Here is a 26,814-nt window from a genome sequence, read left to right on the forward strand (position 1 = left end):
CTGTCTTCTCAAGACTTCATGTATTCCAGGTATGCAACCATGAAATTGATGAGCTGGATCAAAAAAGCAGCATTGCTATCTGTTACTGCTATAGCTTTGGATAGTAATGCACTTTCAGTCGCTAATTTCTTGTTATTTTTGTACATTTTTATCTCAGCCAGGAGTTCAACAGCTTTTTTAGTCCATACAGCCCAATGTCCTAGAAGTCCACCTTTAAATTCGATCTCAACTATTTCATTGTTTACGGGAAACTGATAGGTCGTCATCAGGTCAACGACAATATTGTCGTCATTTCCAGTGTACATAGCGATGTCATTTTTTCTTGTTGAGTTAGCGATTGCACGCATTACGTCTAAGGTCTGATATCGATTGAAAGAAGCACATTTTATCGCGACAACATTGGGTATTTCAACAAATTTCTGCCAAAATTCATAACTAAAAACCTGACCACCTACCGATGGTTGCAGATAAAAACCAAAAACAGGAATTTCACCTGCTACTGCACGAGTACGATCCAGAATTTCATTTTCACTCCATCCTTGAAGCCCGCCCATACTGAGTAATCCAATGTCATATTTGTGTTTGATTGCAATACGGACTTCTTCTAAAGCTTGCTGTGTAGGGCCACATATGCCCGCTATTTTAAGAAATGGTCGTTGTAAATTTGCCTTTTCAATTTCTTGGCTAGCTAATTTTAATACAGTTTCAAAAAGATTGATTTCCGGATCTCGAATTTCAAATTGCGTAGAATGTACTGCTACAGCAATTCCGCCAGCGCCACTTTGTATGTAATAATTTGTGAGTAATCTTTGCCTCTCTACATCGATTGTTCTGTCTTCATGCAAGGCTAATGGATGTGCAGGTATGACTGTTCCTGAATGTAAATGTTTATGTAAGTTGATATCAAGACGTTTCATTAGAATTTTCCTCCTCTTTCTTGAAAATGAGTTTCTTTATTAAAAAGTTCTCCTCCTTGTTGAAGCCACTGTGCCGTTATTTCAATGGCTTCCCGTATGGTCGTTCGTGGATATCCGAATAATTTATGGCATTCGGATGCATTGTTGAGGAGGGCGGTTCCGGCGCTTTCGTTAATAAAGGCAGGAGTCTTTTCTAGAAGCTCTCCAAATCGTTCTGCAATCCATTTTACGGATAGTGTTTCTGGTCCAGTTACATTTAATATTTTAGCAGGACTTGAGCAATGTAGTAAAGCACGTAGGGCAATCTCATTGGCATCTCCTTGCCAAATCACATTTACATTTTCTGTGGTTAGATCGATAGGCGTAGCAGATAGAACCGACTTCGCAATTTCGACTAATACTCCATAACGAAAATCTACAGCATAATTGAGCCGATATATCAATATATCTGTTTGATTCTTTTTGGAAAAATGTTGAAATATTCGTTCGCGACCCAAACAGGATTGGGCATATTCCCCTATAGGTTCAGGAGTAAGTTCTTCTGAAGCTCCACCTGCTGTTACCGGTACAAAAGGAAGTACATTTCCAGAGGAGAATGCGACAATTCGGGAATTTTTGAAATGTTCTGCTACCATGCCCGGAAGATAGGTATTCATAGCCCAGGTAAAATCTTCACGACCAGTTGTGCCAAACTTATGGCCGGCCAAATAGATGATGTTGTGTACTTGTGGCAATTGTTGTAACTCATGTGAATTTAATAAATCACATGAAATGGTTTCAATACCTATTTGCTCCAATTCAGTTTTTACATTACTATCCGAAAATCTAGAGACACCAATGACGCGTTTATTTATTCCAGCCTCTTTAATAGCGCGTACGGCTAATTTCCCCATACTAGGTCCCATCTTTCCACCAATACCCAAAAGCATGATATCACCCTCTATTTTTTTATATCAGCGACTAAAGAAGCTGAAGGAGCTAAGATTTGATCTTCCAATTCGATTAAGTTATTGTTCATTTTATTTAGTTTATTAAATTGATAAAATTACTGAAGGCCAAACCAATGATGAGGAGAAGGCCAAGTGCCCCCCAAATTTTTGTACTGGTCGAGTTTACATGCTCTTTCATAATTGCTTTATCGTTTCCAATGAGGTACATGGTAATGCCGATAAAAGGAACAAGGAATATCGTAATACTCTGTGCAAATACAATAAGTTCTAAAGGCAAGCTGCCAAATATCAGAGCAATAGCAGATCCTGCAATCATAACGAAGGAGATAAAGAGCTTAACCATCTTATTGTTAAGATTGCTGCTGTATCCGAATGTATCACCAAGTAGGGAGCCCCCCAATACCGCGTTACCGATAAGTGAGGAAAAAGATGCACCAAACAAACCGATAAAAAATAGGTGAGAAGCATAATCTCCAAAGAGTGGTTCTAGGGCTCTTCCCATTTCACTGGCAGAAGTTACTTTTATACCTTGAGGATGCAAGATATTTGCCGCACAAATAAGTACACCTGTACTCATAATACCCAAGATAATAATACCAACACGACTTCCTACCTTTTCTGTTCCATCTTGATTATTAGTGTTCGTTAGTTTCTTCCTTTCTTGAACAAGATAGGCTTGATAGAAAGCACCAACAAGAGAAAAACAGGATGCTGTAAAAGCAATAATGAGCCCAACTGAACCTGAAGGTACCGTGGGAATTAATCCTTTTGTCATTTCCAGAAAATTTGGCTGGACTAAGATTGCGGTAGTTAGAAATGAGAATAGCATCACAATGATCAATACCAGCATCAGCTTTTCAAGAACTTTGTAAAATGACCTAAAAAATAGAAGCAGGATTCCAATAACATTAAAGACAATAATCCAAATTTTCGGATTGGTACCGGATGCTTCTCCTATAGATATAGCTACTCCCGTAGAATTTCCCGATTGAAAGGATGTTGCTACCAAAAAATCCCTAATCCGATTACGATAGATACCGGTTTCCCGAATTTTTTCCGAATGAGTGTGAGTAAAGAATCTTGATTTTGTGCTCCTATACGAGCTCCCATTGTTGTGAAAACCATCATGAAACATATGGCTACAATAATGACCCAAAGTAGGTCATATTTATAATCTGCACCCATTTTGGAGGTTATGGTCATTTTACTTGGGCCAAAAACAAGAGCTGCAGTAATAATACCCGGGCCTAATATGGATAGCCAGTTTGTCTTTGATTTCTTATTTGTGATTGTTTCCATAATATATTATCGGTTAGATTGAACAGAATTAGCGTTTACAGAAGCCGCTTGATTGCTAAAATGAGTTCTGATATAAGTTGCGATTGATGCTATTTCTTCATTTTTAAGAAATGAAAAAGAGGGCATTGCACCTTCATACTTAGTGCCATTTATCTCCTTTTTAGACAATCCATTAAGTATTGTTTTTATTAAGATCTGCTCAGATCCATTTACCATGGCAGATCTGGAAAGTGGCGGAAAAGAAGGGGCTAGTCCCTCTCCATTTTCCTTGTGGCAAGATCCACAATATGCTTTATATAATTCTTTTCCGCTTTTTGCAATTTTGGCTTCAGGTTTTGTCGGTAAGATTGGATCTTTTGAAAGTATGTTTGTCGGATGGAGACGATAAATAATATCGTCTTTTAATCTAGGAAACCCTGGTTGCGGATTCCAATCTCTATTACTCGTTGAAAAATATACATCTCCGTTAGGGACAACAAGTACTGAACGAAGTCTGCCGAGGTATTTTGAAAATAAAATATGTTCATCAGTAATTTGAGTTCCATCTTCTGAAAGTTTCAAGATACGGAGTGATTGATCCTTTAGTGTTGTTAGTAAAAGGGTATTGGTCCATTCGGGTATCGTATTGCTACCGTAATATGCTAGACCAGCTGGAGCAATGACAGGTGTCCAAGATCGGATAGGCTCTGTCTTGAGGAATGTGAAGCAATTTTTATCTCGGCATCTGTGTCGTGCATTCCCTCAATTTGTGGCCATCCATAATTATGCATAGGTTGAATCCAATTGATTTCGTCTTCGATAGCGTCCCCATGTTCAGAAGTATAGACTTTTCCTGATGATGATTGTGTAAGTCCTTGCATATTGCGAAATCCCCAAGCATAGACGTAGCTATGAGGAATAGGATTATTAGTGGGAATAGAACCGTCAATATTTAATCGCAGAATTTTACCATTCATAGCAGTGCTATCTTGAGCGAAAGTGTCACTAGCAGCATCTCCAGTAGCCCACAACACTTTTTGATCGTTGGAAATAATAATACGAGAACCATTATGACCTGTACTACCCGGTATCCGGAGTAAAGTTTTAGGATTGATTGGTTTATTATTGTATTCATAGCGCACCAGATTGGAGTAGATACTATCCCCAAGCATGCTCGTGTAAGAAACAAAAAGGTAAGCCGGTCCATTTTTGGGCTGATATAACGCCATACCTAATAATCCTAATGTTCGCTTATGGTATACATCAGGGATCTGTAGGAGTGTTTCTATTTGACGTGTCTCTAAATCCAATCTTTTGATTTTACCAGCTATTTCAGAAAAAACAATAGATCTACTTTTTTATCGTATTGCAAGTCCCAAGGGACGTCAAGGCTGTCCGCTTCGATGGTAAGCGCCAAAGAAGTTTTATCTAATTTGACAAATTCAGCATTTTCAGGAAGTTGTTCACGATTCTGGCAAGCATTAAAAAACAAACCAAAGGCAAGTGCGAACACGATTAAATCATTTCTTCTAAACATGGATTAATAATTTGGTTTATGTGCATCTCAGATTTTAATTGATTTTTGATGCGCTGATTCAAATGTAGAAATTCTGTAGCGAAGTTGCAATAAAAAATGTATACAAAATTTAGTTTATATAGATTACATTTTCAAAAACAAGCTTCTTGCCATTAAAATCCAATATTTTAATTGTTTGTATCATCTTTCGGTAACTACAACTTGTTCTGTATCAAAAAAAATATTTTGTTTACAAAAGTTTTATATAATTGTATACATAATTATGAAAACAGCGTTTGCGACGATACCTAGCGTAACCGAAATTATAGAGTTTTACCGAGATCAATATCGCAGATAGTTAATTGCCAATTAAGTCTTGAAAAAGAAATACATATGTAGTAACATCAATCCATGAAGCATAAATGGATCGGTGTAAGGATGAATAAATCAGCGCATTTCAACGCTATAGAATAGATTTTATCATCACTTAGTCGAATTCAGTGCTAATATTTAAAATGTTTACAATTATAAACCAAGATAAATAATGAAAACACACATCAACCGAAACAGGCTTTGGGGTAAGGCAAAATCAGGTCTTCTCCTTGTCCCTGTCATTAATTTTCTGGCAGTGCTTCCTCTTACTTCAACGGCCTTGGAGAATCGAGAAATCTCTTTGTCTTTTCTAGCCAAACAGGATATGATTAATGGCCGAATAGTAGATCCCAACGGGAATGCACTTGCAGGTGTAGAAATTAAGAATTTGACAACAGGGTTCGTCTCATCTTCAGCTGGAGATGGCTCATATGTTATCAAGGGGAGTAAAACTGATAAACTGCAGTTTAGACTTATTGGATTTACTAGTCAAGTCCTAAGTGCCAACGAAGCGGCTTCAGTTACTTTGATTTCTTCTGTAGAAGCCTTAGATGAGGTTGTAGTTGTGGGCTATGGAACCCAGAAAAAGGCTAATTTGACAGGAGCTGTTTCTTCTGTTCAATTTAATGAATCCACTACAAGTAGGCCGACCATGAATTTATCATCAGCATTAGTGGGCATGAGTTCCGGTTTGAATATATCGCAGACTTCCGCTGCTCCAGGTGCTGAGGGATTTAATGTCCTGGTAAGGGGTAAGGGGACCATGAATGATGCATCTCCTTTGGTCATTATTGATGGTGTTCCAGGTGCGTTAAATGATGTTAATCCTAATGATGTAGAAAACGTTTCCATACTTAAAGATGCTTCTTCTTCCGCTATTTATGGATCAAGAGCAGCGAATGGGGTTATTCTTGTAACGACAAAAAGAGGAAAGGAAGATAAGTTTACTGTTACCTATAGTGGCTATGCAGGACGGCAGTCAGCGTCTAAAAATATCGGATTTATCACCGATATGGCTACACATATGGAATTGGTTAATGAATCTGAAGGTCGTGAGAAATATCCAAATACGCTTATTGAAGAGTGGCGTAGAGAGTCTGCAGCAGGAAATCCGCTTTACCCTAATACGGATTGGTACGATGAAATGTTAAAAAGCTCTATGTTAACAGAACATAATCTATCTGTTCGTGGAGGAGGACAGAAGGGGAGTTTTGCGATGTCATTGGGATATCTCGATAATAAGGGAATAATTGATAACTCAAATTTTAAAAGATACAATTTTCGAATTAATGCAGATTCGAAAATAAAAAACTTCCTCACCCTGGGAGGGAACGTTTTTGGATCGTGGTCAGATCGTGGGCCGGTAGATGTCTCTAGTTTCTTTTCGAGTATCCGCAATACTACACCAGGAGTAATTCCGGTATATGAAGATGGTCGATATGGAGGCGAGATGTTTAAAGGTTTACCTGCAGGATCAAATCCTAGAGCTTATGTAGATAATACAAGAGGAAATTACGAAAAGCAACGTCTGGGATTAAAGTTTTTTGGTATTGTTAATATATTGAAAAATTTAGAATGGGAGAGTAGCTTTGGTTTTAATTATGGGAATAATCGAGATTGGGAATATGTACGTCCCTACTCTCTTTGGAATTTACAGACTGATTTTGAATATCAAAAGAAACCGAGTGTCAATAGTCTGTTCAATGGAAGCCGTCGAGATTATTCAACGGTGTTGAATACGCTTATGCGTTATAGAGAAACTTTCAATGAAAGCCACAATCTTGCGGTGTTATTTGGTTTCGATCAGCAATATAATCGTATGGATAAATTTGATGCGAAGAAGAATGATATCTTAGGTGATGATGCGATCTATATTCTTGACGCAGGAGCTAATCTTGAAGCTATAAATGGTTCAGGAACAGACGATGCACTTCAATCTTATTTTGGACGTGTTAATTATGATTATAAAGGAAAGTATTTATTCGAAGCTAATGCACGGTATGATGGTTCCTCGAGGTTTGCAAAAGAGAATCGATGGGGTTTCTTCCCTTCTTTTTCTGCCGGCTGGAGAGTTTTGGAAGAGTCGTTTGCACAAGGATTGAAAAGTACATTCAGCGATATAAAAATAAGAGGATCCTGGGGGCGTTTAGGAAATAATCGAATTGGAGATTACACGTATCAAGTTGTTTATGGGTCTTACCTTTATCCATTTGGAGGTCAATTGCAGCAAGGTGTCGCTCCAAAGGAGCTCGCCAATAGTAAGATTAAATGGGAGACTACGACGATCACGAATGTTGGTGTTGACTTGGCCTTGTTAAAAAATCGATTGACTTTAACTGTTGAGTACTTTGATAAAACAACTAGTGATATCTTAACTAAAATTCCTATTCCACTCGTATTGGGTAATTTTTCACCACCATGGCAAAATATTGCCGAAATGAAAAACAAGGGAATGGAGTTTCAGTTAGGGTACCAAGGTAAGATCGGTCGGGATTTAACTTATCATATTGCAGGTAACCTGTCTACAGTAAATAATAAAGTAACCAAGTTTAATGGTTCAAAATCTATAAATGCAGCGACTATTACACAGGAAAATAATGCCTTCAATAGTTATTATATCTTAGAGTTTGATCGGATTATCCAGGACCAGGCCGAAATAGATCAGTTGCTGGCCGATGGTTACACTTTTGGTACTTATGTGGGAGGTGTTCCAAAGCCAGGGGATATGCTTTACAAAGATACCAATGGGGATAAGATCTTTAATGATCAAGACCGGGTGGTAAAAGCGTATTCGGCATTACCAAAAATCACCTATGGATTAAATATGAATGTGGGTTACAAAGGTTTTGATCTCAGTGTTATCGGTCAGGGAACCGGAGGAGTGAAGGAATATTGGGGCAATGATGGTTTTAATACGTTCAATATCAATGAAGGATTCTTGCAACGCGAAGAAATTTTAAACCGTTGGACACCTGAAAATAAATCAAAAGAATATCCAAGGTTACTAAATTCAGGATCAGCTTTAAATACGATGTATAGTGATTATTGGTTGTACAATACCTCTTATTTCAGAATTAAATCACTTCAGTTAGGATATGCTTTACCCCAAGCGATGACTTCTAAATTTAAAGTAGATAGATTAAGGGTTTATGCAAATTTTGAGAATTATTTCACGTTTACAACTTTTAAAGGATACAACCCTGAGAATGCCAGTGTCTCCTATCCATTAATGAAGCAGTGGGTGGTTGGTTTAAATGTTACATTTTAATAGAAAAGTCATGATTAAAAAAATTAGCAAAATAATATTAGCCTCATTGTCTATCTGTTTTCTTAGTTCTTGTGATGATTTTCTGGATCGAAATTCATTAGTAGGTTTATCAGAAGGCAATTTCTGGAAATCAGAAAAAGACGCGGTAATGGGTGTTGATGCTATTTATCACGCCAATCGTGAGTTTACAAATAGCATCGTTATGTATGGAATGATGGATGATTTTACTGATATCTCTTATCAGTCATTCGCTACCGGTTTGACAACCGGAGTGTTTCCTGCAAATGCATCATTTTACTCGACTTCATGGGGTATCTTTTTTAAAGGGATCTATCGTGCTAATACGGCACTGAAAAATATACCGGGCATCCAGATGAGCGAAGAAACTAAAAATCGTACGCTAGGAGAGTCGAAGTTCTTTAGGAGTTATTTCTATTTCAAGTTATGGGATTATTTTGGGGCTGTACCTCTTTACGATTATCCTATGAATGTAGATGAATCATACAAAGCACGAAATAGTGAAAAGGAAGTTTATGATTTTATTGTTAAGGATATGACAGATGCCTATCAGCTTTTACCAGCAAGTTATGGTCAGTCAAGCAAAGGGCGTATTACAAAATGGGCAGCATTAGCGATGCGTGGAAAGGCGCATCTGTGGGCTAAAGAGTATGAAAAAGCCGCAGCAGATTTTAAAGAGTTGATGCAAAAAAGTGATAGAACATTAGTAAGTGACTACCATAACTTATTTCGTGTAGCTGGAAATAATAATAGTGAAGTTATCTTTGATGTACAGTATATTGCCGAGCAGGGAAATGGTTTAGCAACCGATAGAAACTACGGTAATGCCAGGGGGGCGACTTCTGGTTCTCAGCGTACACGCCCAACACCTGCATTAATAAATGCTTATGAAATGAAAGATGGTACTCCATTTGACTTTAAGAATTTTAGGAATGCACAGGGAACGACTTTTAATCCTGACAATCCTGCCGATTGGACAGATGAATCTTCAGTGAGAAAGCTCTTTGAAAACAGAGATCCCCGTTTACAGAAGTCTGTAGTTTTACCGTGGTCAACCTTTGTCGGTAAAGGTGGGGTGGAATATTTATATAAATTTCCTGTGGTGACTTCTGATCCTCAGGCTTATGTGCCTGTTTGGACAGCTGGTAGTTATGCTTGGCGAAAATTTGTAGAAACAGGTTCGGTATATGTATTACAAGACAATATGCCTCAAAACTTTCCGCTCATACGCTTGGCAGATGTGATGTTGATGTATGCTGAAGCTCAAAATGAAAGTGCTGGAGCTGATCAGAGCGTCTACGACGCAGTTGATGCTGTTCGTAACCGTGCAAATATGCCCGCTCTTTCAAAAGGATTAAATAAAGAGCAAATGCGCGAAAAAATTCGACATGAGCGTATGATTGAGTTGTGTGGAGAGGGGCAGCGTTATTCTGATATCCGAAGATGGAAGATCGCTAAAGGTGTCGTTGATGGTGTATGGATGACAGAATTTACAGGAGTTAAAATCAGACAAAGAGGTTTCCCCGATCATTATTATTTATGGCCAATACCGCAATCAGAGAGGGATGTCAATCCTGCTTTAACTCAAAATCCGGGTTGGGAATAAGTATTACTGCCCAGATATTTGCACGATAGATGCAGATCAGAAGTTTTAATTTATTAGTGATTTTATAAGAAGATGTTTAATAGGTTTATTTTAATAGTTTCCCTGATTTTATCTAGTTTGTTTTCATTGGGGCAAGAAAAAGCGGGTTCGGTTATCTTGTTGCAATACGGGAAAGTAAATAAGACGACAACTGTCGTACGTAAAGTTGAAGGTCAGCTTGGTGTGTGCTTAAATGCAGCCGGACATAATATTTATCAAAAAGGTATGGCGGATGTAGAAGTTGACATTCAAGTTGACCAGCCGGGAATATATGTACTGGAAACGGAGTCGCTGCCCGTAAATATGGAATTATTGAAGAAACAGGATACAACAGGATTGTTAACCGCTTATGCTTATTTTCAAATTGGAGCTGCTCGACTAACAAAACGTATTGTCTATGATCGTTATAATGCCGGTAAGCAGGTGCTGGGTAAATTTGAAATCACCGAAAAGAAACAAAAATTAAAGATCTGGCTTCCTGCTCAAGTATTGGTAAGTACGATTGCAATAAGGCCATATGTTTCACCTGTTGCACCATTGGCTGCGGAGCAGTATAAACCTAAGATAGTTCCAAGTGCCGAAAGACCGCGATTATGGGTTAATAAAGAGAGTCTGCCTATAGTGAAAAGTAGATTGTTAGCTGCAGAGAATAAGGTTGCCTGGGAAGCTGTGAAAGCAGCTTCCCTAAAACCGTATCCTTTGGAATTTGATCGCAGCAAAGAAGTTTTTTATGATGAAAAATTGGAACAGGTTATCGAGCAGAAAGCATTCTATTATTTAATGACCCAAGATGTCTCTGTTGGTAGAGAAGCCGTTGATTTAGTGACAAAATATCTCTCTGTATTGGAATTTGGAAATGTGACACATGGAGATATAACCAGAGAATTGGGAAGGGCGATCTATACAGGGGCATTAGTCTATGATTGGTGTTACCCTTTAATCGATACACAGACCAAAACTGCATTAAGATTAGACTTTAAACGGTTGGTGCGCGATATGGAAATTGGGTGGCCACCTTTTTATGGTCTGGAAAGTATCATCAATGGGCATGGCAATGAAGCGCAGATATGTCGAGATATGTTGTCTTGGAGTTTAGCTATATATGATGAAGATCCAGAACCTTATAAGTATATCTCATATACTATTTTAGAGCAATTGGTACCGATGCGCAAATTTGAATATCAATCACCACGTCATAATCAAGGTGTTGATTATGGAGGATATCGGTTTGGATGGGAAATGCATGCCGTGTGGTTATATTACCGTATGTTGGGTTATTCTGTTTTTGATGATAATATAAAAATATGAGTGACTATTGGCTCTATATGCGTACACCAGATGGAAAAATGCTTCGAGATGGAGATATGTTTAATGTAAAATATTCGGCGAGCGATGAATTCTATTGGAAAAACCCGCAGACGATGTTATTGTGTTATGCTTTTTCCGGAAATAGGATTATTAAAGGTGAATTTTATAAACAAGGAGGGTTGCCTAATAATCCCATTCTGTTTTTACTGTTGAACGATCCCGATGTAAAGCCTGAGTATGATCAGACTACCCTTCCGCTTGTTAAAGACTTTGGCCCAGTTTTAGGGAGTATGGTTGTGCGTACGGGATGGAATCAAGAGCCTAGCAGTGATGATGTGGTTGCTGAAATAAAAGGAGGTGGTTATCATTTCGGTAATCATCAACATGCTGATGCAGGTGCGTTGCAGATTTATTATCGCGGTATACAAGTTGGTGATTTGGGTTTGTACCTATCTTATGGATCCCCTTATGACTTTAATTTTAATAAACGTTCTGTATCTCACAGTATGATGATGGCAGTGGATCCTAATGAGAAGTTGTTGTTTAGAACCAAGACAAATGATGGTGGTACACGGTTCAGTCAAAGGTTTCCGAAAACTCCCGAAGAAACGCAAAAAGATCCCTGGTTCAATGTTGGATTTGTTCGGTCAGCAGCATTAGGAGATGTTGCTAAAAAAATAGGATTTAGTTATTATAACATGGATTTAACAGCTGCTTATACAGCAAAGATGACGTCCTACTCTAGAGGTTTTCTTTTTTTGAATCTGGAACGTAAGGATGTGCCGGCTGCGATTATTCTGACCGATGATATGCTGGTACAAGATGCAACGTTTAAAAAATATTGGCAAATTAATACATTAAATGCGCCAATTGAAGAGCAAGGAAGGTTGGTCTTGAAAAGTGAATTGAAAGGTAAAGTAGGGAAGACCTATGTTGATATGTTATTGCCAAAAAAAGAAGACCGTACCCTTGAGATATTGGGGGGAAAAGAGTCCAGTCATGTTTTTGGCGCAGCATATGAAGTGAATTCGAAATGGCCAGAAGCAAGTGGTTATCGTATTATGTATGCTCCTAAACAAAGTAATAAAGCAGATCAGTTTTTAACTTTATTTCAAATGGTTGATGGGGATGCGCAACCATTGAAGGTAGCATACGAAGAGTTCAGTAACTATTATTTGCTTCATGTAGCAGATAAGATTGTCTATATGTCAAAAGGAAAGAATCTTCTTGATGAAATTATTCATCTCCAGATTCCAGCAGGAGAGGAAAAAGAAGTGATTTTTGCAGGAGTGAAAGAAGGTTTTTGGAATGTAAGCAGTAAAGACTTAACTGTAAATTTTAACACGATCGTCGATGCAGGTAAACATGTTTTAAGTTTTAGAACTACGGGTGGAAATTTTACCATCAAGCTAGGGCGCTCCTATGTTGCATCAGAATCAGTTTTGAGTATTAATTAATGCAAATGTTATCAACTATTATATTTTTATAGTGCCATGTAAGAATATATCCAAAGTATGCTGTAATATAGCGGATGTATTCTTATTTTTGAATAAAATTGTATACAAAATGAAGGAAGACTCGTTGTCATATAAAGCGTATCAGGAGATACGTAAGAAAATATTGTCAAATCAACTTGTTGGTGGAGCAAGATTAGTAGAAAGTCTGTGGGCTGAAAAATTAAGCGTTAGTCGGGTGGCTATTCGAGAAGCTTCATGAGATTGTCGGGTGAGCGATTGGTGGAGTATGGCGAAAAGGGAGGTTGCTTTGTGAAAAAAATGACAGCTGATGATATCAAAGATATTCGTGAACTGCGTGAATTATTAGAGGTTGGTGCTCTGAAAATTCTATTTAGCAAAAATAATAAACAGACGATTAAAGAGCTGGAGCTTATCTGTGAAGACTTTACATCTATGGTCGAGAAAGGATATTATGGCGGAGCATGTGAAGCAGATGTTAAATTTCATGAAAAAATAATTGAAGCGACCGGTAATGAGCGCTTATTGCAGATCTATCATAATAGTAATATTCCTTTATTTCATCTCAAACTAGGAAATGCACTCAGTCATATGGACGACTACAAACAAACCGATGTAGAACATCGCAGAATAGTTGACTATTTGAAAAATGGAAAGTTGAAGGAATCGATCGATACCTTATTGGAACATTTAGATCGGGGAGAAAAAGAGTCTATTGAGTTTTAATAGACTCTTTAGTTCTTTTTTTTATACAATTCCTTTTAAATCAGTTTTATAACTTAATAATTGCCCCTTTTCTGCTTCCGTTATAATAAGCCCTAATTTGTTAATTGGGTCAAATGCACAGTTTGTTGGATTCGCACCCGAAAGTTTAATTTTCTGATCTATATTTCCTTTTTGGTCGTATACATGAATCGATGAAGAACCAAATACCGCTACGTAAAGTCGGCCTAATTCATCAAATGCCATTCCGTCTGGTCCTACAGGTCCTCCGGTCTCCGTAAAGACTTCTGAATTATTCCAAGTTAAGGATTTACTATCCCAATTTCCCCTCCAAATACGTTGCGTTCCAGTTTCTGATAAGTATAAGTTTCGTCCGTCTTTGCTGAAAGCTAAGCCGTTGGGATAAAAACGAATGGTTTCTATTTTGACAAGTTTTCCCATTCTGTTGCGAGCACAGCAATAGCCATCTCCCAGATGTAATTGTTCACCTGAACACGTGAATACCAGATTTTCTAACTCGTCAAACGCAAGGTCATTAGGTAGATTAAGTGCCATCCCGTCTATGTGCGATACAATGGTGTTAACCGTGCTTGTTGCGGGGTTGTACGTTCTGATTTCATTGTTTAGCGAATCACAGAACCATATTAAATCTGTTTGGTCTATAGCTATTCCATTCGGTCGACCACCTACCAAATGGCGTGTTAGTATTCCGTTATTATATTCACTAATACTGCCATTAAGCTGTTCCACGAACCATAATGTTCCTTTTTTATCAAAAGCAGGGCCTTCAGGAAACTGGAGGTCTTCGAGTAAAATGGAATGATTTGCATTTATTTTCATAAAAATTCAAAATATATTTTAAATGTATACATTTTTAGTGTAATTTAGTATACATAATAAGCGATCAATTATAAACATTATAGTAACATTAATTTCCATTACAACCTAGTGTCTGCTCTTGGAGATTAAAATCTTCTGCCTGTTATATGTTGGTTAATTGTTTTGTTTAAGTAAACAGGAATTATAAAATTTACATTCAATATGATCAGATCTAAATCTAACAGTTTATTACTGGAAAATGAAAAATGGATACCCGGAGGAGTGGTTTCCTTGAATAGAAAATCCGAGCCAAATATCTGCTTTAAGAGCGGGAAAGGAAGTCGTGTTCGCGACTTAGATGGTAATGAGTATATCGATTATCAGGCGGGATTTGCAGCTTCTTTTTTAGGACATAATGATCCGGATATTAATCAGGCAGTGACGGCTGTTTTACAGGATAATTCCATTTTAATGGGAGCTGGACCAACCACTCTTGAAGGTGAGTTTGCTTCTTTATTTTGTAAAAGTGTACCAACCGTAGATTGTATTCAGATTACAACAACAGGCTCTGAAGCGACTTATCATGCCATAAGAATAGCACGTGCGGCAACAAAACGCGATCATATTATTGTTATGCAGGGCGGATACAATGGCTGGCATAACGATGTTTCTTGTAATGTCATCAGTACATTGGAAGATATCGGAGCTCGTGTTTCTCCTGGTGAATATCCCTTTGATTCTTCATCTGCCGGTGTTCCTAAATCTCACAGCTCACTTGTACATATTGTTAATTATAATGATTTAGCATCTATTGCTTATTTAATTAAAAGATACGAAATAGCCTGTATCATTCTCGAGCCTATTTTACAGAACATTGGAATTGTAAAACCTACAGTTGGATATTTAGAAGGTTTACGTAAATTGGCAGATGAGAATGGATTCTTACTTGTATTCGATGAAGTAAAGACCGGTTTTAGACACGCTTTGGGAGGTTATCAATCTCTGTGTGGTATACAGCCGGACCTTTCAACTTTTGGAAAAGCGGTTGCCAACGGTTATCCTTTAGGCGTGATTGCAGGAAAGAAGAAGTATATGGATTATTTTGTACATCCCGAAAAGAAAGAAAGAGTCCTTATTGCGGGAACGTTCAATGCATTTCCATTGACCACAGCGGCGGCAATAGCTACTTTGAAGAAACTAGCTGATCCCATTTGCGATGTTTACGGGCATGTTGAATCTTTAGGTAAAATGATGGAAGAAGGGTTGCGGGATATCTTTACAACGAAAGGTATCACACATTATGTTGCTCGTCAAGGATCCGCATTCTGTGCTTATTTTATGGATCATGCGCCTGTAGATTTTCATGATATTTTGACACATCACGATTTTCAGTTTGATGTAACGTATCGTAAAAAGTTGATTGAAAATGGGATTTTTAATTTCCCTGCAGCGATTAAACAAGGAAGTATATCCTATGCACATTCTATTGCAGATATAGCAGAGACATTGGATAAAACAAAAAAGTAATTGATCAATTATAAAAGCTATAAACCAGAACCTTCAACAGCATATCTTTTTCAAAAAGTAGAAATTATGCACAAGAAGTTTTTTATCACTACCGAAGATTTATACGAATACCTGTAACTTAAAGAGCCTGTTTTGAGCTCATGAATTAGGAGTGAGTTATTACTGTATATGATGAAAATAGACTAACACGATATAATTATAAACGAATGAAAATTACAGCTATCGAAACTTATGTGTGTCATGCACGGATGAGGAATTGGATTTTTGTGAAAGTTGTCACCGATCAGCCGGGATTATGGGGATGGGGAGAAGCTACGCTTGAATGGCATACAAAAAGTGTTGTAGGAGCGATTGAAGATATCTCGCAGTTGCTTGTTGGCGAAGATCCTAGACGCATAGAGCATCTCTGGCAGATGATGTATCGACAACATTTCTGGCATGGCAACGGTATTGTCAGAGGAACGGCCATCAGTGGTATCGATATTGCACTTTGGGATATTTTAGGTAAAATTCATCAAGTACCGTGTCATGAACTCTGGGGTGGCCGTGTACGCGATCATGTGCGTTTGTATTGCCACCTTGGGGGCGGGAAAATGGAAGATTTCTATGAAACTGCACCTGGAGATGCTAAAAGATTTGGGGAGCTCGCGCAGCAGGCCGTCGAAGAAGGATTTACGGCATTCAAATCAATGGCAGTGCCCGAGACCATGTCGCTAGAAGGTTTACAGCCAATTAAATATGCAGAGGCCTGTGTGCGTGCTATGCGTGAAGCTGTAGGTGATCATATTGACATCATGGTCGACTGTCATGCTCGCCCCAGTCCTAGAATGGGGTTGATGTTTGCTAAGGCACTGGAACCCTACGGACTTTATTTCTTTGAAGAACCCTGCTGGCCAGAAACCATGGATGATATTGCATTGATTCAACGTGCAGTTACGACGCCGATCGCTTCGGGAGAACGTTTGGTCGGTGTACATGCTTTCCGGGAATTACTGGAAAAAGAGCAGTAAGTGTTATTCAGCCAGACATTACCCATTGTGGCGGTCTTACAGAAGCGCGCCGTATTGCAGCATTGGCCGAAGCTTACCGCGTTTCCATGGCTCCGCATAATCCCCAAGGGCCTGTCAGTACAGCAGCATCACTTGAACTCGGTTTCGCAACTCCTTCTTATATTATTTGCGAAAGTGTACATAATGATGTGGAATGGCGTTCTGACGTTGTTTCGGAAGGCTTTACAGTACAAAAAGAGGGGCGTATTGTGCTTCCAAATACCCGGCCGGGATTAGGGATAGAAATTAATGAGGAAGAAGTAAAAAAACATCCATTTAAACAAGAACATCTACAGCGTACATTTTACAAAGATGGCAGTGTAGGCGATTGGTAATAATAACAACATGAGCATTTGGGAAAATAGTTTTAAAGATAAAGCGGTTTTGATTTCCGGAGGTTTGGGCGATATCGCACTAGCTGTAGCACATGAATTTGGTAAACATGGAGCGAAAATAGCGATCGCAGATGTGCGATCGCCAGAAGCCGCATTAAGCAAACTTACGGTGTTAGATGATCAAAATATAGATTATCACTATCAACAGGTTAATGTCGGTGATGGATCAGCGGTCGAGAGGTGGATACAGGATATTGAGAATAGATGGGGACATATCGACGTTGCAATTGTCAACGCTGCAACAGTAACCTTAAAAAATTTAGAACAGATTACAACTGAAGAATGGCAAAATGAAATCCAGGTGAATTTGAACGGTTCGTTTTTTATGGCAAATAGTGCTTGTAAATCTTTTGTGAAATTAGGGATAAAGGGGAATGTTGTATTTTTAGGAAGCTGGGCCGCCCATGCTGTTCACGAAAATATACCCGCTTATTCGGTTTCAAAAGCTGCAGTAAGAATGTTATGTCAAACTATGGCTCTGACCTATGCCGGAAAAGGCATCCGTGTCAATGAAATCGCTCCAGGTTATGTTAATGCTGGAGTAAGTAAAGAAGTATGGAGACAAGATCCACAGCTTGCTGCCGAAGCTCAAAATCATGTACCCGTTCAGGCACTTATTGAATCAGAGGAAGTAGCAAAGCAGATCTGCTGGATGTGTCTTCCGGAAAATCGACATCTGACGGGGAGTACAATTTTAATGGACGGGGGGCTTTCTCTGATGCGGAAAACTTAAAATCGATAAGTACCGCTAATTATCAGATGGGATTGAAAATGATGGCAATATCCGAATCTGCAATTATTGAAAATAACTATTTGAAAAATAGAATCTATCAATGATGACCAATTAAACCGAAATAAACCTTGATAATGACTACTAAGCGAACCGAAACACAACCAAATGATACCTTTTCAGGGTTATTTGCTGCAACCGCTACTGATATCACGCCTCCTTTAGCTATTTATGCGCGAAATTGGGGAGCCGCAAAGCACGATTTAGCGAAAAGTATTCACAAACCTTTGATGATGCAATGTCTGCTTATTGAAGGTGGAGATCAGGATGTTCTCGTATGGATCACGGCCGACCTTGGGTGGTGGAAGAATAGTACCGACGAACAAAATCTGCGAAATTATATCCTTCATAAATTTAACCTTCGAGAAGAGCAACTGCTCATCTGCCTTTCCCATACACACGCAGGACCAAGTATCTGTTCCACTGACAGCGATAAACCTGGCGGCGATTTAATTGTACCTTATCTCAATTTTTTAGCGGAAACAGCTGTTGGACTTATTGAAGAGGGAATGCAACAGAAACAAAGCGGAACTCTAACTTGGGGATATGGATCTTGTAATTTAGCCTCTAAGCGGGATTATGATGACCATGGCACATATCTTATCGGATACAATCCAATGCAGATGGCTGATGATACTTTGTTAGTTGGGGTGGTGCGAGATGAGCATGAAACGTATATTGCAACTGTGGTTAATTATGCCTGTCATCCTACAACCTTCGCGCATGAGAACACCATGTTATCTCCAGATTATATCGGTGCTATGCGCGAAGTGGTAGAAGGCTATACGAAATGTTCATGTTTATTTTTACAAGGTGCTTCAGGCGACTTAGCTCCAAAAGAACAATATGTTTCCGATCCCGCTGTAGTGGATAGGCACGGTCGACAACTTGGATATGCCGTTATTTCCACAATAGAATCTATTCCTAAAAATAACAGCAGTTTAGTTTTTAAAGGAGCATTGATTTCAGGAGCACCTTTAGCATTGTGGGGTCTACAAGAAAAGAAGCAAGACAACCGGATGACAGCTCATATATTACGGGTTACAGTAGCTTACAAAGAACTTCCTGCGGTAGCAGATTTGATGCTAGAATACGAATTATGTGACGATCGGGTTATGAAAGATAGATTATGGAGAAAGATCAATACCCGTCGAGGTATTGGCGATCATAAAACTGTTGATATACCCATTTGGATATGGCAACTTGGCAATGCTCTGGTAATAGCACAGGCAAATGAAATGTATTCTGTTGCTCAGGAGCAACTGCGAAAAACGTTTCCAGATCAAAATATTGCATTTATAAATATCGCAAATGGATATGTTGGATATTTACCTCCGGCGGATCTCTATGAAAAAGATCTGTATGCTGTTTGGCAAACACCATATGCGGCAGGAAGCTTGAAAAAGTTATTCAACACATCACCCAAGCCATTCAAAAGCTTACTTTATGAAATTAGAACTTATTGACATATCGATATTTGTTATCTACATATTAGCCATTTTATTATTAGGTTTATATGCCTCCCGTTTTAATGCCAAGACTAAGAGAGATTACTTTTTAGCGGGAGACAAGTTGCATGGTGGATGATTGGAGGGAGTATTATAGCCGCAAATATCAGCAGCCATCATTTAGTCGGAGCTATGGGAGCAGCCTATAGCAGAGGTTTTGTGGCGATTACTTTAGAGTGGGGAGCTATTCTTATTGGATTTAATGCACTATTATGGGTTTTCTTACCCTTTTATCTCCGAAATGGCTTTTACACCATACCCGAATATCTGCAGAAGCGATTTGGCAAAGCTACGAGAGCAGTTTATGCTGTGCTGATCCTGTTTACTTATATTTTCGTGGAAATTGGAGCGGTTCTTTTTTTAGGAGCACTTTCATTGCACGCCTTGTTCGATATCCCAATTATGTATAGTGTATTTGGTCTCGCAATATTGACCGGAATATATACCATTACAGGTGGTTTGCGCGCTGTGATCTGGACAGAGATGGTGCAACTGGTTGTACTTGTTGTAGGAGGTGTTGTGCTTACTTTTGCTACGATAAAAGAAGCTGGAGGCGTACAGTCTGTTATTGATTCAAGTCGAGATTGGAAGATGTTTTATCCAGCAGATGATCCCGATTTCCCTTGGACGATGTATTTAGGTGGTTTGTTGTGTATCAGTGTTTTTTATTGTGCCACAAATCAATTTATTGTGCAACGTGTCTTAGCAGCGAAAAATGAATGGCATGGACGTATGGGGGTTATTTTTGGTAATTATCTTAAGTTTTTGGTGCCTTTGATTATTACCATTCCAGCTCTGGTTGCACCTTTATTTTTGCCACATTTGGATCAACCAGACCTTTTGTTTGCTACTTTAGTCGAACAGTTGCTCCCTAAAGGATTGATTGGTCTGGTAATGGCAGGATTAATATCTGCGATCATGTCGCATATTTCGGGAGCAATTAATTCCTGTACAACAATTCTTACCATGGATATTTATCTGGAGTATTTTAATAAAAAAGCGTCCGATGAACAAGCTGTAAGTTTTGGCAAAAGGTCTGGTGTTATTATTATCATGATCGGGATTATGAGTTCTATTTTATTGATCAGTTACTCAGACAAACCAATTTTTTTATACCTCATGAACCTTTATGGTTTGTTTACACCCGGTATTGCAACCATGTTTTTGATGGGAATTTTTTGGAAACGGACCACTTCGGCAGGAGCACTTACAGCTGGGTTTATATCGATACCGCTCTCGCTTATCTTAGAATTCTTTTTACCAGAAATGCCTTTCTTTAATCGTACAGGAATTGTTTTTTGGACTTGTATGTTGCTTGTTTCCTGGTTAGTTTAGTTACTAAGCCAGCAGCCGAAATGGATTTGAAGGGATTAATATGGGATAAAGAAAGCTTAAAATTGCCTGAATCAGAACGTAAGCATAATAAAGGCGTCCGAAACCCCTTTTATTGGTGGTTATTAATTACCGTTATCGTTCTATATTTTTACGTTCGTTACTTTTAATGATTGGTAACGATTTTATTTGAATTTGGTCTCATGGATAAATTATATATAAAACAATATGTAGCCAAGGTGCTGCCTGATGTAATACGGCACCGTAGACATCTCCATCAATATCCGGAACTTTCTTTTCAGGAATTTAATACTTCCGCTTATATCAAGGAGCAGTTAAAGGCCATGGAACTAACTTTTGAGGAAGTAGCAACCACAGGAATATTAGTTTGTATTGAAGGCTATGCAGGGGTATCTGATCAGGTGGTGATCTTTAGGGCAGATATGGATGCATTGCCTATCAATGAGGAAAACGACGTTACATACCGCTCTCAAAATGAAGGAGTGATGCATGCTTGCGGACATGATTTTCATACTGCAAATCTATTGGGAGTTGCTCAAATTTTAAAATCACTTCAATCTCAATTTAGCGGCACCTGTGTGCTTCTGTTTCAACCAGCAGAGGAGAAGATCCCTGGAGGTGCAGTAGCAGTTCTTCGTTCAGGTAAATTGAATTTCCCTGATAAAGAAGTCTTGGCCATGATCGGGTTGCATGTTTCTCCACGATTGAATAGTGGTGTAATCGGACTTCGTGCTGGAAGTTTTATGGCCTCTAGTGATGAATTTTATCTTCGTATAATAGGACGGGGGGGGCATGGTGCAGAACCTCATTTGGCGATAGATCCGGTGATTATTGGCGCACAGCTCCTCACTGCTTTACAGCAGATTGTCAGTCGTACAGCCAATCCATCCGTACCATCCGTACTTTCTTTTGGTAAGGTCATTGCAAATGGTGCAGCAAATGTGATTCCTGCAGAAATATATATGGAAGGTACTTTTAGAACTTTTGATGAGGACTGGAGGGAGCGTGCACTGGTTCAGATCGAAAAAGTAATTAGAGAATTACCAGAAACATTGGGTGCAAAAGTTGAGCTTGAAGTAAGAAGAGGATATCCTTTTCTCGTTAACAATTTTAAACTTGCGCAACAACTGAAAAGTGTTTTTTTAGACTATGTCGGTGAATCCCATTTTCAGGAAGTAGAAAGGTGGATGGCAGCCGAAGATTTTGCTTATTACACCCATCAGTTTCCATCAGTCTTTTATTTAATTGGTATTGCAAACGTAGATAAGCATCGTTGTTCCGCGCTGCATACTTCGACATTTGATGTCGATGAAGAATCCTTTCATCATGCGATGGGGAGCATGCTTTATGCAGGATTGGATTTACTGGGTGCTATTCGTAAATAAATATCATATGTTACAGATTAATCGGAGAGGATTTGTCAAAGGATTAGTTCCCCTAGGGATGACGCTAATTTCATGGAAAAACTTAAAAAGTGATAGAAAAGTCAAAAAAGTGGGGATCATTGGCTTAGATACTTCGCATGCGCTAGCTTTCACGAAAACACTGTTTGAATCACGATTTTCAGATGAATATCTTGGCTATCAGGTTATTGCTGCTTATCCCTATGGGAATATGACCATTCCTTTAAACAAAGAACGTATACCAAAAAATATATTAGAAATACAGCAATACGATGTTTTGATTGTCGATACCATCGAAGCGCTTCTGACTATGGTCGACTATGTTCTCTTGGAGACAAATGATGGAAATATGCATCTTCATCAGGCCACACAGATTATTCGTTCCCGAAAAACCCTTTTATTGATAAACCTATCGCGAATTCGTATCAGGATAGCTTAAAGATATTTGAATTAGCAAAAAAAGAAGGTGTTCCATGTTTTTCAAGCAGTTCATTACGCTATCTTTCTGGCATAAAAGATTTGGATAAGAGCATGGTAACAGGGGCAGAGGTTTATAGTCCGGCTCCAATTGAACCTTCTCATAAAGATCTCTATTGGTATGGCATACATGGTGTAGAGATGCTCTTTGCGATCATGGGTGTGGGTTGTGAGGAAGTAACCTCTTATATCGGTCAAGATTCAGATTTAATTATTGGGCGATGGAAAGGAGGTCGCTACGGAAGTTTAAGGGCTATTCGTGAAGGAGCCCAAGATTTTGGAGGAAAAGTATTTACGCAGAAGGAGATTGTAACATTAGGTAAATTTGAAGGTTATGCCCCCTTACTCAAAAATATTGTTCATTTTTTTGAGACGGGCAGCGCTCCTTTTGATTTTCGGGAGACATTGGAAATTAGCGCTTTTATTGATGCTGCCTATAAGAGCAAGTTAGATAAGGGCAAAACGGTTTCGCTTTATTGAGAACACTAATTTTTAATTAATAACTATTCAATATATTTAAAATACTAATCCTTCAACATAGGAGGTATTGTCCAGTTATGTTCCAATCTTTCAAGAGCTATTGCTTTTAATCTATTCTCATCAACTTTATATTTGTTTTGGATTGCGACTTTGAGTTTTTTCACTAACTTTTTTGATAATCGTCATTCCTGTAAGAACGATTAGTACTCGTTTTCGGATACTTTTGTCTGCCAATAGCATTGATTTATCTGAAGCTTCGATAATCTCTTTGAATATCATCTTTCTATCATTAATCGTAAGTGATTTGTCTTCACTTTGAGTATGGTCGTTTTCGACGTTAGTTTTAAAATTTTGTACGGATATAGTAGGCTCATTTTCAATTTCAATTTTAGTTTTCGAGATTCGAGCAATTTAGCGATAGAATAACTTCGAAGACATCCGCTGAGCACGAAAAAGCCATATTTCTGTATTTCTTTTTCCTGTAACAGGTATTGTTTCTTTTTTACTTTTTTGTCTTTCAAAAGAGAAACAACTATTTTTCTTCGTCCTTTGTAAGCTTGACATGCTTTGTAATAGCGTCTAAAAGAAGATCAGGCTTCATGCGTAATTATCGATTTGTATATTAAAGTGCTAAATATATTGATTTTAATGTTGACTGTATCTCATATTTATTTAAATGGGATGTCACTACTCGATTAAATAATTTATCCCGGCTATAACAAGAATAGGCGATGATTCGTCGCTTATGAGAAATAAGCTTTTATAGATATACTCCAAAAGTATCAAGGCAATGATTGAAGAATGCACAAAACTTCTTGAACTAGTTTAAGGTTATTTCTTAAACTAGTTTATGGGTGCATGTTCTTTTTTGTTCTCTTCTTTGTAGAAGAAGATCAAGGGATAACTGATGAGCCCGTATCATATGCTTCGATATTACTCGTGCAGATGATAAATGATTTTATTAAAACTTTAAAAGAAAATATATATGCCACACGTAGTTGTTAAAATGTACCCTGCCGATTCGGAGGAACAAAAAGTAAAACTTGCTGCAGAGATTACAAAAGTAATCATGAATGTTACAGGTAAACCAGAGGCTGCTGTATCAATTAGAATTGATGAAGTATCTGAAGATAAATGGATGCAGGAGGTTTATAACAAAGAGATAATTCCGCATCTAGATGATCTTTACAAAAAACCCGGATATTAATCCTATCCGGTATTATTAGAGTTTAAATATAAATATATCCGCTATGAAAAACCAAGTAGAAAACCAAATCGCCGAAGTATTAAAGGGATATGCCCTTGCAATAAATGGCGCACAGACAACATCAATAGCAGCCTTCTATGCTGAAGAGGGGCTATTTATGCCCGAAGGATTTAAAACATTAACGAAACTAGATTTATCTCGCGAAAAATCATCAAATTTTCTAAGGAAAACTGATTTTAAGATTGAATACACCATTGAAAAAATTGAGGTGGAAGAAAATTTTGCATTTGTATCGGCGACAGCAAAAACCAGTAAGAAAGAAAGTGTTACCAATGATGCTGTGATCAAACAGACCCGTGATTTATTTGTGTTGCGAAAAAAAGAAGTAGCTGGAAAATATTCCGTTATGTTTTCAATAACAGCCCTAGCTTCACCATATAGTTCGGAAGGATGAAGGCAATTGTTCTATACCAAACAGGTGCGGCCGAAAATTTAAACCTGGCAGATAAACCATTACCTGTGGTAAAGATTGGTCATGTTTTAATAATATTAAAGTATCTGCAATTAAACTAAAATGAATAGAAAATTTCTTCGGTATATTATTCTGACAGCTTGCATTTCGCTGTGCTTTCTTACATCATCCTTTGCACAAGTTGCACACGATATGCGTTATTTTATGCAAGGTGAAGGTACAAGTAGTCAGATTCCCTACGGAAATAATGCTGTGGCGGGACATTATGTACCATCTGGCGACGCTAAAATTTATTATGAGATCTATGGAAAAGGTAAACCCATTGTTGTTTTACATGGAGGGATTGTTGGATCTGCACTTGAAATGGGTCAGTTTATCGATAGTTTATCGCGCAATTATCAGGTTATCGTTATTGCTACACGTGGCCATGGTAAGTCCGAAACAGGCTCGGTTATCCCTAGTTATGAGCAGAAAGCGAAAGATGTCGCTGCTGTAATTCAGGCATTAACCACAGATAAAGTGATGGTTCTGGGGTTTAGTGATGGAGCATACACCGGATATTTTTTTGCTAAGCATTATCCTGAAAAAATTAGTAAGCTTATTGCGATTGGTGCTGGAGAATGGAAGGCGGGATTCAGATCATTTGATATGACCCTCGAAAGCCTTTCTGCTATGGACACGCAATTCTGGAAACAGCAATTGGCTTTGAGGCCAGAGCCTAAGGAAACGGAGCAATGGCTAAAAAGTGTCAATCGTTATTATAATGGTTTAGCTATTGGAAGACATGTTTTTGAGAAAATTTCCTGTCCGGTTTTGATTATGGCAGGGGAGAAAGATCAGAACGCACCACTACATACCGTGATAGATGCGTACCACATGATTCCACATGCGCAGTTAAGTATTATACCCAATGCACCGCACCCGGCATTTATTGCCAATTTTCCTGCAGTGTGGGAAAGTATGGTCCCTTTTATGAATCAATAAATACCGAAAGAGATTTTGGTAAATTATTGATTCGTCAAAGATGCAGTCTACAAGGACTTTGAACTATACTATCAAAAAATATATAGCAGATAGATGATTGTAAGTGCAATATGCTGGAGGTTGTTCATCTAGAAATGATATATTTACGTATACTAAATGCGAATTAATTGGAACAGCCACATACAGAACAGCTATTTGTTAGATTGATAGATCATTTTAAGCAATTTTTTCATCTTAATAATACTGAACAAGAAGAAATTGAAAGACTTTTTACATCGAGGGTAATCAAGCGTAAGCAATATTTATTACAGGAGGGTGAGGTCTGTCAGCACTATTCTTTTGTTGTGTCTGGATGTTTTCGGATGTTTGCCGTTGATTCCAATTTCCGGGAGCATAATCTTCAGTTTGCAGCTGAGGATGATTGGATAACGGATTTTCAAAGTTTTTACGACCAATCACCCAGCAAATTGTATATTGAAGCGATTGAACCTTCAACTGTCCTCCAGATAAAGCATGAAGATCTGCTTTACTTATATATCAATTACCATAAATTCGACCGTAATTTTAGAATCATTACCGAGCGGAAATTGATCGATTACCAAAATCGGATATTACAAAATATTAGCTCTACAGCCGATGACCGCTATGAGGCGTTCTTAAAGCAATATCCACATCTGATCAATCGTTTACCCAATACACAGATTGCTTCTTATTTAGGGATTACTTCGGAATTTCTAAGTAAGATCCGAAAAAAAGTGTTGGTAAATAGTCATCTTTTCATATTAGATCTGAGTTCGTTTCAGATTATTTCTTAAACTAGTTTATGGGTAGTATCCGTAAGAACTATTTAATTTTGTGTCTTAATGCATTGTCGTAACGA

23 protein-coding genes and 3 pseudogenes are annotated in these 26,814 nt (G+C 38.2%); 19 read left to right on the forward strand and 7 right to left on the reverse strand.

Annotated elements, in window-relative coordinates; all coding sequences use genetic code 11:
* Window positions 1–8: 8 nt before the first annotated feature.
* The 6 genes and pseudogenes from L950_RS00775 to L950_RS31425 all read right to left on the reverse strand — a co-directional run bounded on the left by L950_RS00775 (window position 9) and on the right by L950_RS31425 (window position 4,682).
* Entirely contained in the window at window positions 9–917 is a 909-nt protein-coding gene (locus L950_RS00775) for a dihydrodipicolinate synthase family protein (protein ID WP_231576742.1), read from the reverse strand.
* Complete coding sequence (locus L950_RS00780; RefSeq protein WP_021191711.1) at window positions 917–1,846, reverse strand: NAD-dependent epimerase/dehydratase family protein; 930 nt, start codon at window positions 1,844–1,846, stop codon at window positions 917–919. The genes L950_RS00775 and L950_RS00780 overlap by 1 nt, the downstream gene beginning before the upstream one ends.
* Before the next feature lie 94 nt (window positions 1,847–1,940).
* A pseudogene (locus tag L950_RS00785) lies at window positions 1,941–3,166 on the reverse strand (Nramp family divalent metal transporter).
* A 6-nt stretch (window positions 3,167–3,172) separates the two neighbouring features.
* A complete protein-coding gene (locus tag L950_RS31415; RefSeq protein ID WP_231576753.1) occupies window positions 3,173–3,685 on the reverse strand; it encodes a c-type cytochrome in 513 nt (170 codons plus the stop codon).
* A pseudogene (locus tag L950_RS31420) lies at window positions 3,659–4,455 on the reverse strand (PQQ-dependent sugar dehydrogenase); the annotation flags it as partial. The gene L950_RS31415 and the pseudogene L950_RS31420, both read right to left, overlap by 27 nt.
* Before the next feature lie 17 nt (window positions 4,456–4,472).
* Window positions 4,473–4,682, reverse strand: coding sequence for a hypothetical protein (locus L950_RS31425; RefSeq protein ID WP_021191714.1), 210 nt, complete (start codon window positions 4,680–4,682; stop codon window positions 4,473–4,475).
* 523 nt (window positions 4,683–5,205) lie between these two features.
* Between L950_RS31425 and L950_RS00795 the strand changes: the two genes are divergently transcribed.
* From L950_RS00795 to L950_RS00810, 6 genes are all read left to right on the forward strand, one after another.
* Complete coding sequence (locus tag L950_RS00795) at window positions 5,206–8,301, forward strand: SusC/RagA family TonB-linked outer membrane protein (protein ID WP_021191715.1); 3,096 nt, start codon at window positions 5,206–5,208, stop codon at window positions 8,299–8,301.
* A gap of 10 nt (window positions 8,302–8,311) precedes the next feature.
* On the forward strand, window positions 8,312–9,925 hold the full coding sequence (locus tag L950_RS00800; RefSeq protein ID WP_197086159.1) for a RagB/SusD family nutrient uptake outer membrane protein: 1,614 nt from the start codon (window positions 8,312–8,314) through the stop codon (window positions 9,923–9,925).
* 126 nt (window positions 9,926–10,051) lie between these two features.
* Window positions 10,052–11,272 carry a hypothetical protein gene (locus L950_RS31430; protein ID WP_052764270.1) on the forward strand — a complete coding sequence of 407 codons (1,221 nt, stop codon included), beginning with the start codon at window positions 10,052–10,054 and terminating at the stop codon, window positions 11,270–11,272.
* Window positions 11,269–12,729 (forward strand): hypothetical protein, encoded by a 1,461-nt coding sequence (locus tag L950_RS31435; RefSeq protein WP_052764271.1) that lies wholly within the window; start codon window positions 11,269–11,271, stop codon window positions 12,727–12,729. Before L950_RS31430 ends, L950_RS31435 begins: the two co-directional genes overlap by 4 nt.
* Before the next feature lie 109 nt (window positions 12,730–12,838).
* Window positions 12,839–12,988: a GntR family transcriptional regulator gene (locus L950_RS31440; RefSeq protein WP_231576743.1), complete on the forward strand. Its 150-nt coding sequence runs from the start codon at window positions 12,839–12,841 to the stop codon at window positions 12,986–12,988.
* Entirely contained in the window at window positions 12,985–13,473 is a 489-nt protein-coding gene (locus tag L950_RS00810) for a GntR family transcriptional regulator (RefSeq protein WP_231576744.1), read from the forward strand. Before L950_RS31440 ends, L950_RS00810 begins: the two co-directional genes overlap by 4 nt.
* 21 nt (window positions 13,474–13,494) lie before the next feature.
* On the opposite strand, the gene L950_RS00815 is transcribed toward L950_RS00810, so the two are convergent.
* Window positions 13,495–14,310, reverse strand: a complete 816-nt coding sequence (locus tag L950_RS00815) for an SMP-30/gluconolactonase/LRE family protein (RefSeq protein ID WP_021191717.1) — start codon at window positions 14,308–14,310, stop codon at window positions 13,495–13,497.
* A 201-nt stretch (window positions 14,311–14,511) separates the two neighbouring features.
* Between L950_RS00815 and L950_RS00820 the strand changes: the two genes are divergently transcribed.
* The 13 genes and pseudogenes from L950_RS00820 to L950_RS00875 all read left to right on the forward strand — a co-directional run bounded on the left by L950_RS00820 (window position 14,512) and on the right by L950_RS00875 (window position 26,749).
* Window positions 14,512–15,816: an aspartate aminotransferase family protein gene (locus L950_RS00820; RefSeq protein WP_021191718.1), complete on the forward strand. Its 1,305-nt coding sequence runs from the start codon at window positions 14,512–14,514 to the stop codon at window positions 15,814–15,816.
* A gap of 248 nt (window positions 15,817–16,064) precedes the next feature.
* Window positions 16,065–17,200: pseudogene (gene dgoD / locus L950_RS00825) on the forward strand (galactonate dehydratase).
* A 10-nt stretch (window positions 17,201–17,210) separates the two neighbouring features.
* Window positions 17,211–17,993, forward strand: a complete 783-nt coding sequence (locus L950_RS00830) for an SDR family NAD(P)-dependent oxidoreductase (protein WP_021191719.1) — start codon at window positions 17,211–17,213, stop codon at window positions 17,991–17,993.
* 134 nt (window positions 17,994–18,127) lie between these two features.
* Window positions 18,128–19,516 (forward strand): hypothetical protein, encoded by a 1,389-nt coding sequence (locus L950_RS00835; RefSeq protein WP_021191720.1) that lies wholly within the window; start codon window positions 18,128–18,130, stop codon window positions 19,514–19,516.
* Entirely contained in the window at window positions 19,497–19,637 is a 141-nt protein-coding gene (locus L950_RS31445) for a hypothetical protein (RefSeq protein WP_021191721.1), read from the forward strand. The genes L950_RS00835 and L950_RS31445 overlap by 20 nt, the downstream gene beginning before the upstream one ends.
* Window positions 19,634–20,893, forward strand: a complete 1,260-nt coding sequence (locus L950_RS00840) for an SLC5 family protein (protein WP_021191722.1) — start codon at window positions 19,634–19,636, stop codon at window positions 20,891–20,893. Before L950_RS31445 ends, L950_RS00840 begins: the two co-directional genes overlap by 4 nt.
* Window positions 20,894–21,093: 200 nt before the next feature.
* Window positions 21,094–22,296, forward strand: coding sequence for a M20 family metallopeptidase (locus L950_RS00845; RefSeq protein WP_031289285.1), 1,203 nt, complete (start codon window positions 21,094–21,096; stop codon window positions 22,294–22,296).
* A 7-nt stretch (window positions 22,297–22,303) separates the two neighbouring features.
* A complete protein-coding gene (locus tag L950_RS31450) occupies window positions 22,304–22,753 on the forward strand; it encodes a hypothetical protein (RefSeq protein WP_231576745.1) in 450 nt (149 codons plus the stop codon).
* Window positions 22,754–22,833: 80 nt separating this feature from the next.
* Window positions 22,834–23,271 (forward strand): hypothetical protein, encoded by a 438-nt coding sequence (locus tag L950_RS31455; protein ID WP_231576746.1) that lies wholly within the window; start codon window positions 22,834–22,836, stop codon window positions 23,269–23,271.
* A 985-nt stretch (window positions 23,272–24,256) separates the two neighbouring features.
* On the forward strand, window positions 24,257–24,478 hold the full coding sequence (locus tag L950_RS00860) for a tautomerase family protein (RefSeq protein ID WP_031289286.1): 222 nt from the start codon (window positions 24,257–24,259) through the stop codon (window positions 24,476–24,478).
* A 43-nt stretch (window positions 24,479–24,521) separates the two neighbouring features.
* Complete coding sequence (locus tag L950_RS00865) at window positions 24,522–24,932, forward strand: DUF4440 domain-containing protein (protein ID WP_021191727.1); 411 nt, start codon at window positions 24,522–24,524, stop codon at window positions 24,930–24,932.
* Between the two features lie 120 nt (window positions 24,933–25,052).
* Window positions 25,053–25,934: an alpha/beta fold hydrolase gene (locus L950_RS00870; protein WP_031289288.1), complete on the forward strand. Its 882-nt coding sequence runs from the start codon at window positions 25,053–25,055 to the stop codon at window positions 25,932–25,934.
* 167 nt (window positions 25,935–26,101) lie between these two features.
* A complete protein-coding gene (locus tag L950_RS00875) occupies window positions 26,102–26,749 on the forward strand; it encodes a Crp/Fnr family transcriptional regulator (RefSeq protein ID WP_021191730.1) in 648 nt (215 codons plus the stop codon).
* The last annotated feature ends 65 nt before the right edge of the window (window positions 26,750–26,814 follow it).

Source organism: Sphingobacterium sp. IITKGP-BTPF85, from assembly GCF_001006065.1.
GTDB lineage: Bacteria > Bacteroidota > Bacteroidia > Sphingobacteriales > Sphingobacteriaceae > Sphingobacterium > Sphingobacterium anhuiense.

Bases quoted from the DNA above. Each gene is read 5' to 3' on its own strand.
- L950_RS00775 (WP_231576742.1), bottom strand. From the start codon at position 917: ATGAAACGTCTTGATATCAACTTACATAAACATTTACATTCAGGAACA.
- L950_RS31445 (WP_021191721.1), top strand. From the start codon at position 19,497: ATGAAATTAGAACTTATTGACATATCGATATTTGTTATCTACATATTA.
- L950_RS00820 (WP_021191718.1), top strand. From the start codon at position 14,512: ATGATCAGATCTAAATCTAACAGTTTATTACTGGAAAATGAAAAATGG.
- L950_RS00800 (WP_197086159.1), top strand. From the start codon at position 8,312: ATGATTAAAAAAATTAGCAAAATAATATTAGCCTCATTGTCTATCTGT.
- L950_RS00865 (WP_021191727.1), top strand. From the start codon at position 24,522: ATGAAAAACCAAGTAGAAAACCAAATCGCCGAAGTATTAAAGGGATAT.
- L950_RS00835 (WP_021191720.1), top strand. From the start codon at position 18,128: ATGACTACTAAGCGAACCGAAACACAACCAAATGATACCTTTTCAGGG.
- L950_RS00870 (WP_031289288.1), top strand. From the start codon at position 25,053: ATGAATAGAAAATTTCTTCGGTATATTATTCTGACAGCTTGCATTTCG.
- L950_RS00860 (WP_031289286.1), top strand. From the start codon at position 24,257: ATGCCACACGTAGTTGTTAAAATGTACCCTGCCGATTCGGAGGAACAA.
- L950_RS31425 (WP_021191714.1), bottom strand. From the start codon at position 4,682: ATGTTTAGAAGAAATGATTTAATCGTGTTCGCACTTGCCTTTGGTTTG.
- L950_RS00840 (WP_021191722.1), top strand. From the start codon at position 19,634: ATGATTGGAGGGAGTATTATAGCCGCAAATATCAGCAGCCATCATTTA.
- L950_RS31435 (WP_052764271.1), top strand. From the start codon at position 11,269: ATGAGTGACTATTGGCTCTATATGCGTACACCAGATGGAAAAATGCTT.
- L950_RS00830 (WP_021191719.1), top strand. From the start codon at position 17,211: ATGAGCATTTGGGAAAATAGTTTTAAAGATAAAGCGGTTTTGATTTCC.
- L950_RS00780 (WP_021191711.1), bottom strand. From the start codon at position 1,846: ATGCTTTTGGGTATTGGTGGAAAGATGGGACCTAGTATGGGGAAATTA.
- L950_RS31450 (WP_231576745.1), top strand. From the start codon at position 22,304: ATGTTACAGATTAATCGGAGAGGATTTGTCAAAGGATTAGTTCCCCTA.
- L950_RS31440 (WP_231576743.1), top strand. From the start codon at position 12,839: ATGAAGGAAGACTCGTTGTCATATAAAGCGTATCAGGAGATACGTAAG.
- L950_RS00815 (WP_021191717.1), bottom strand. From the start codon at position 14,310: ATGAAAATAAATGCAAATCATTCCATTTTACTCGAAGACCTCCAGTTT.
- L950_RS00810 (WP_231576744.1), top strand. From the start codon at position 12,985: ATGAGATTGTCGGGTGAGCGATTGGTGGAGTATGGCGAAAAGGGAGGT.
- L950_RS00795 (WP_021191715.1), top strand. From the start codon at position 5,206: ATGAAAACACACATCAACCGAAACAGGCTTTGGGGTAAGGCAAAATCA.
- L950_RS00845 (WP_031289285.1), top strand. From the start codon at position 21,094: ATGGATAAATTATATATAAAACAATATGTAGCCAAGGTGCTGCCTGAT.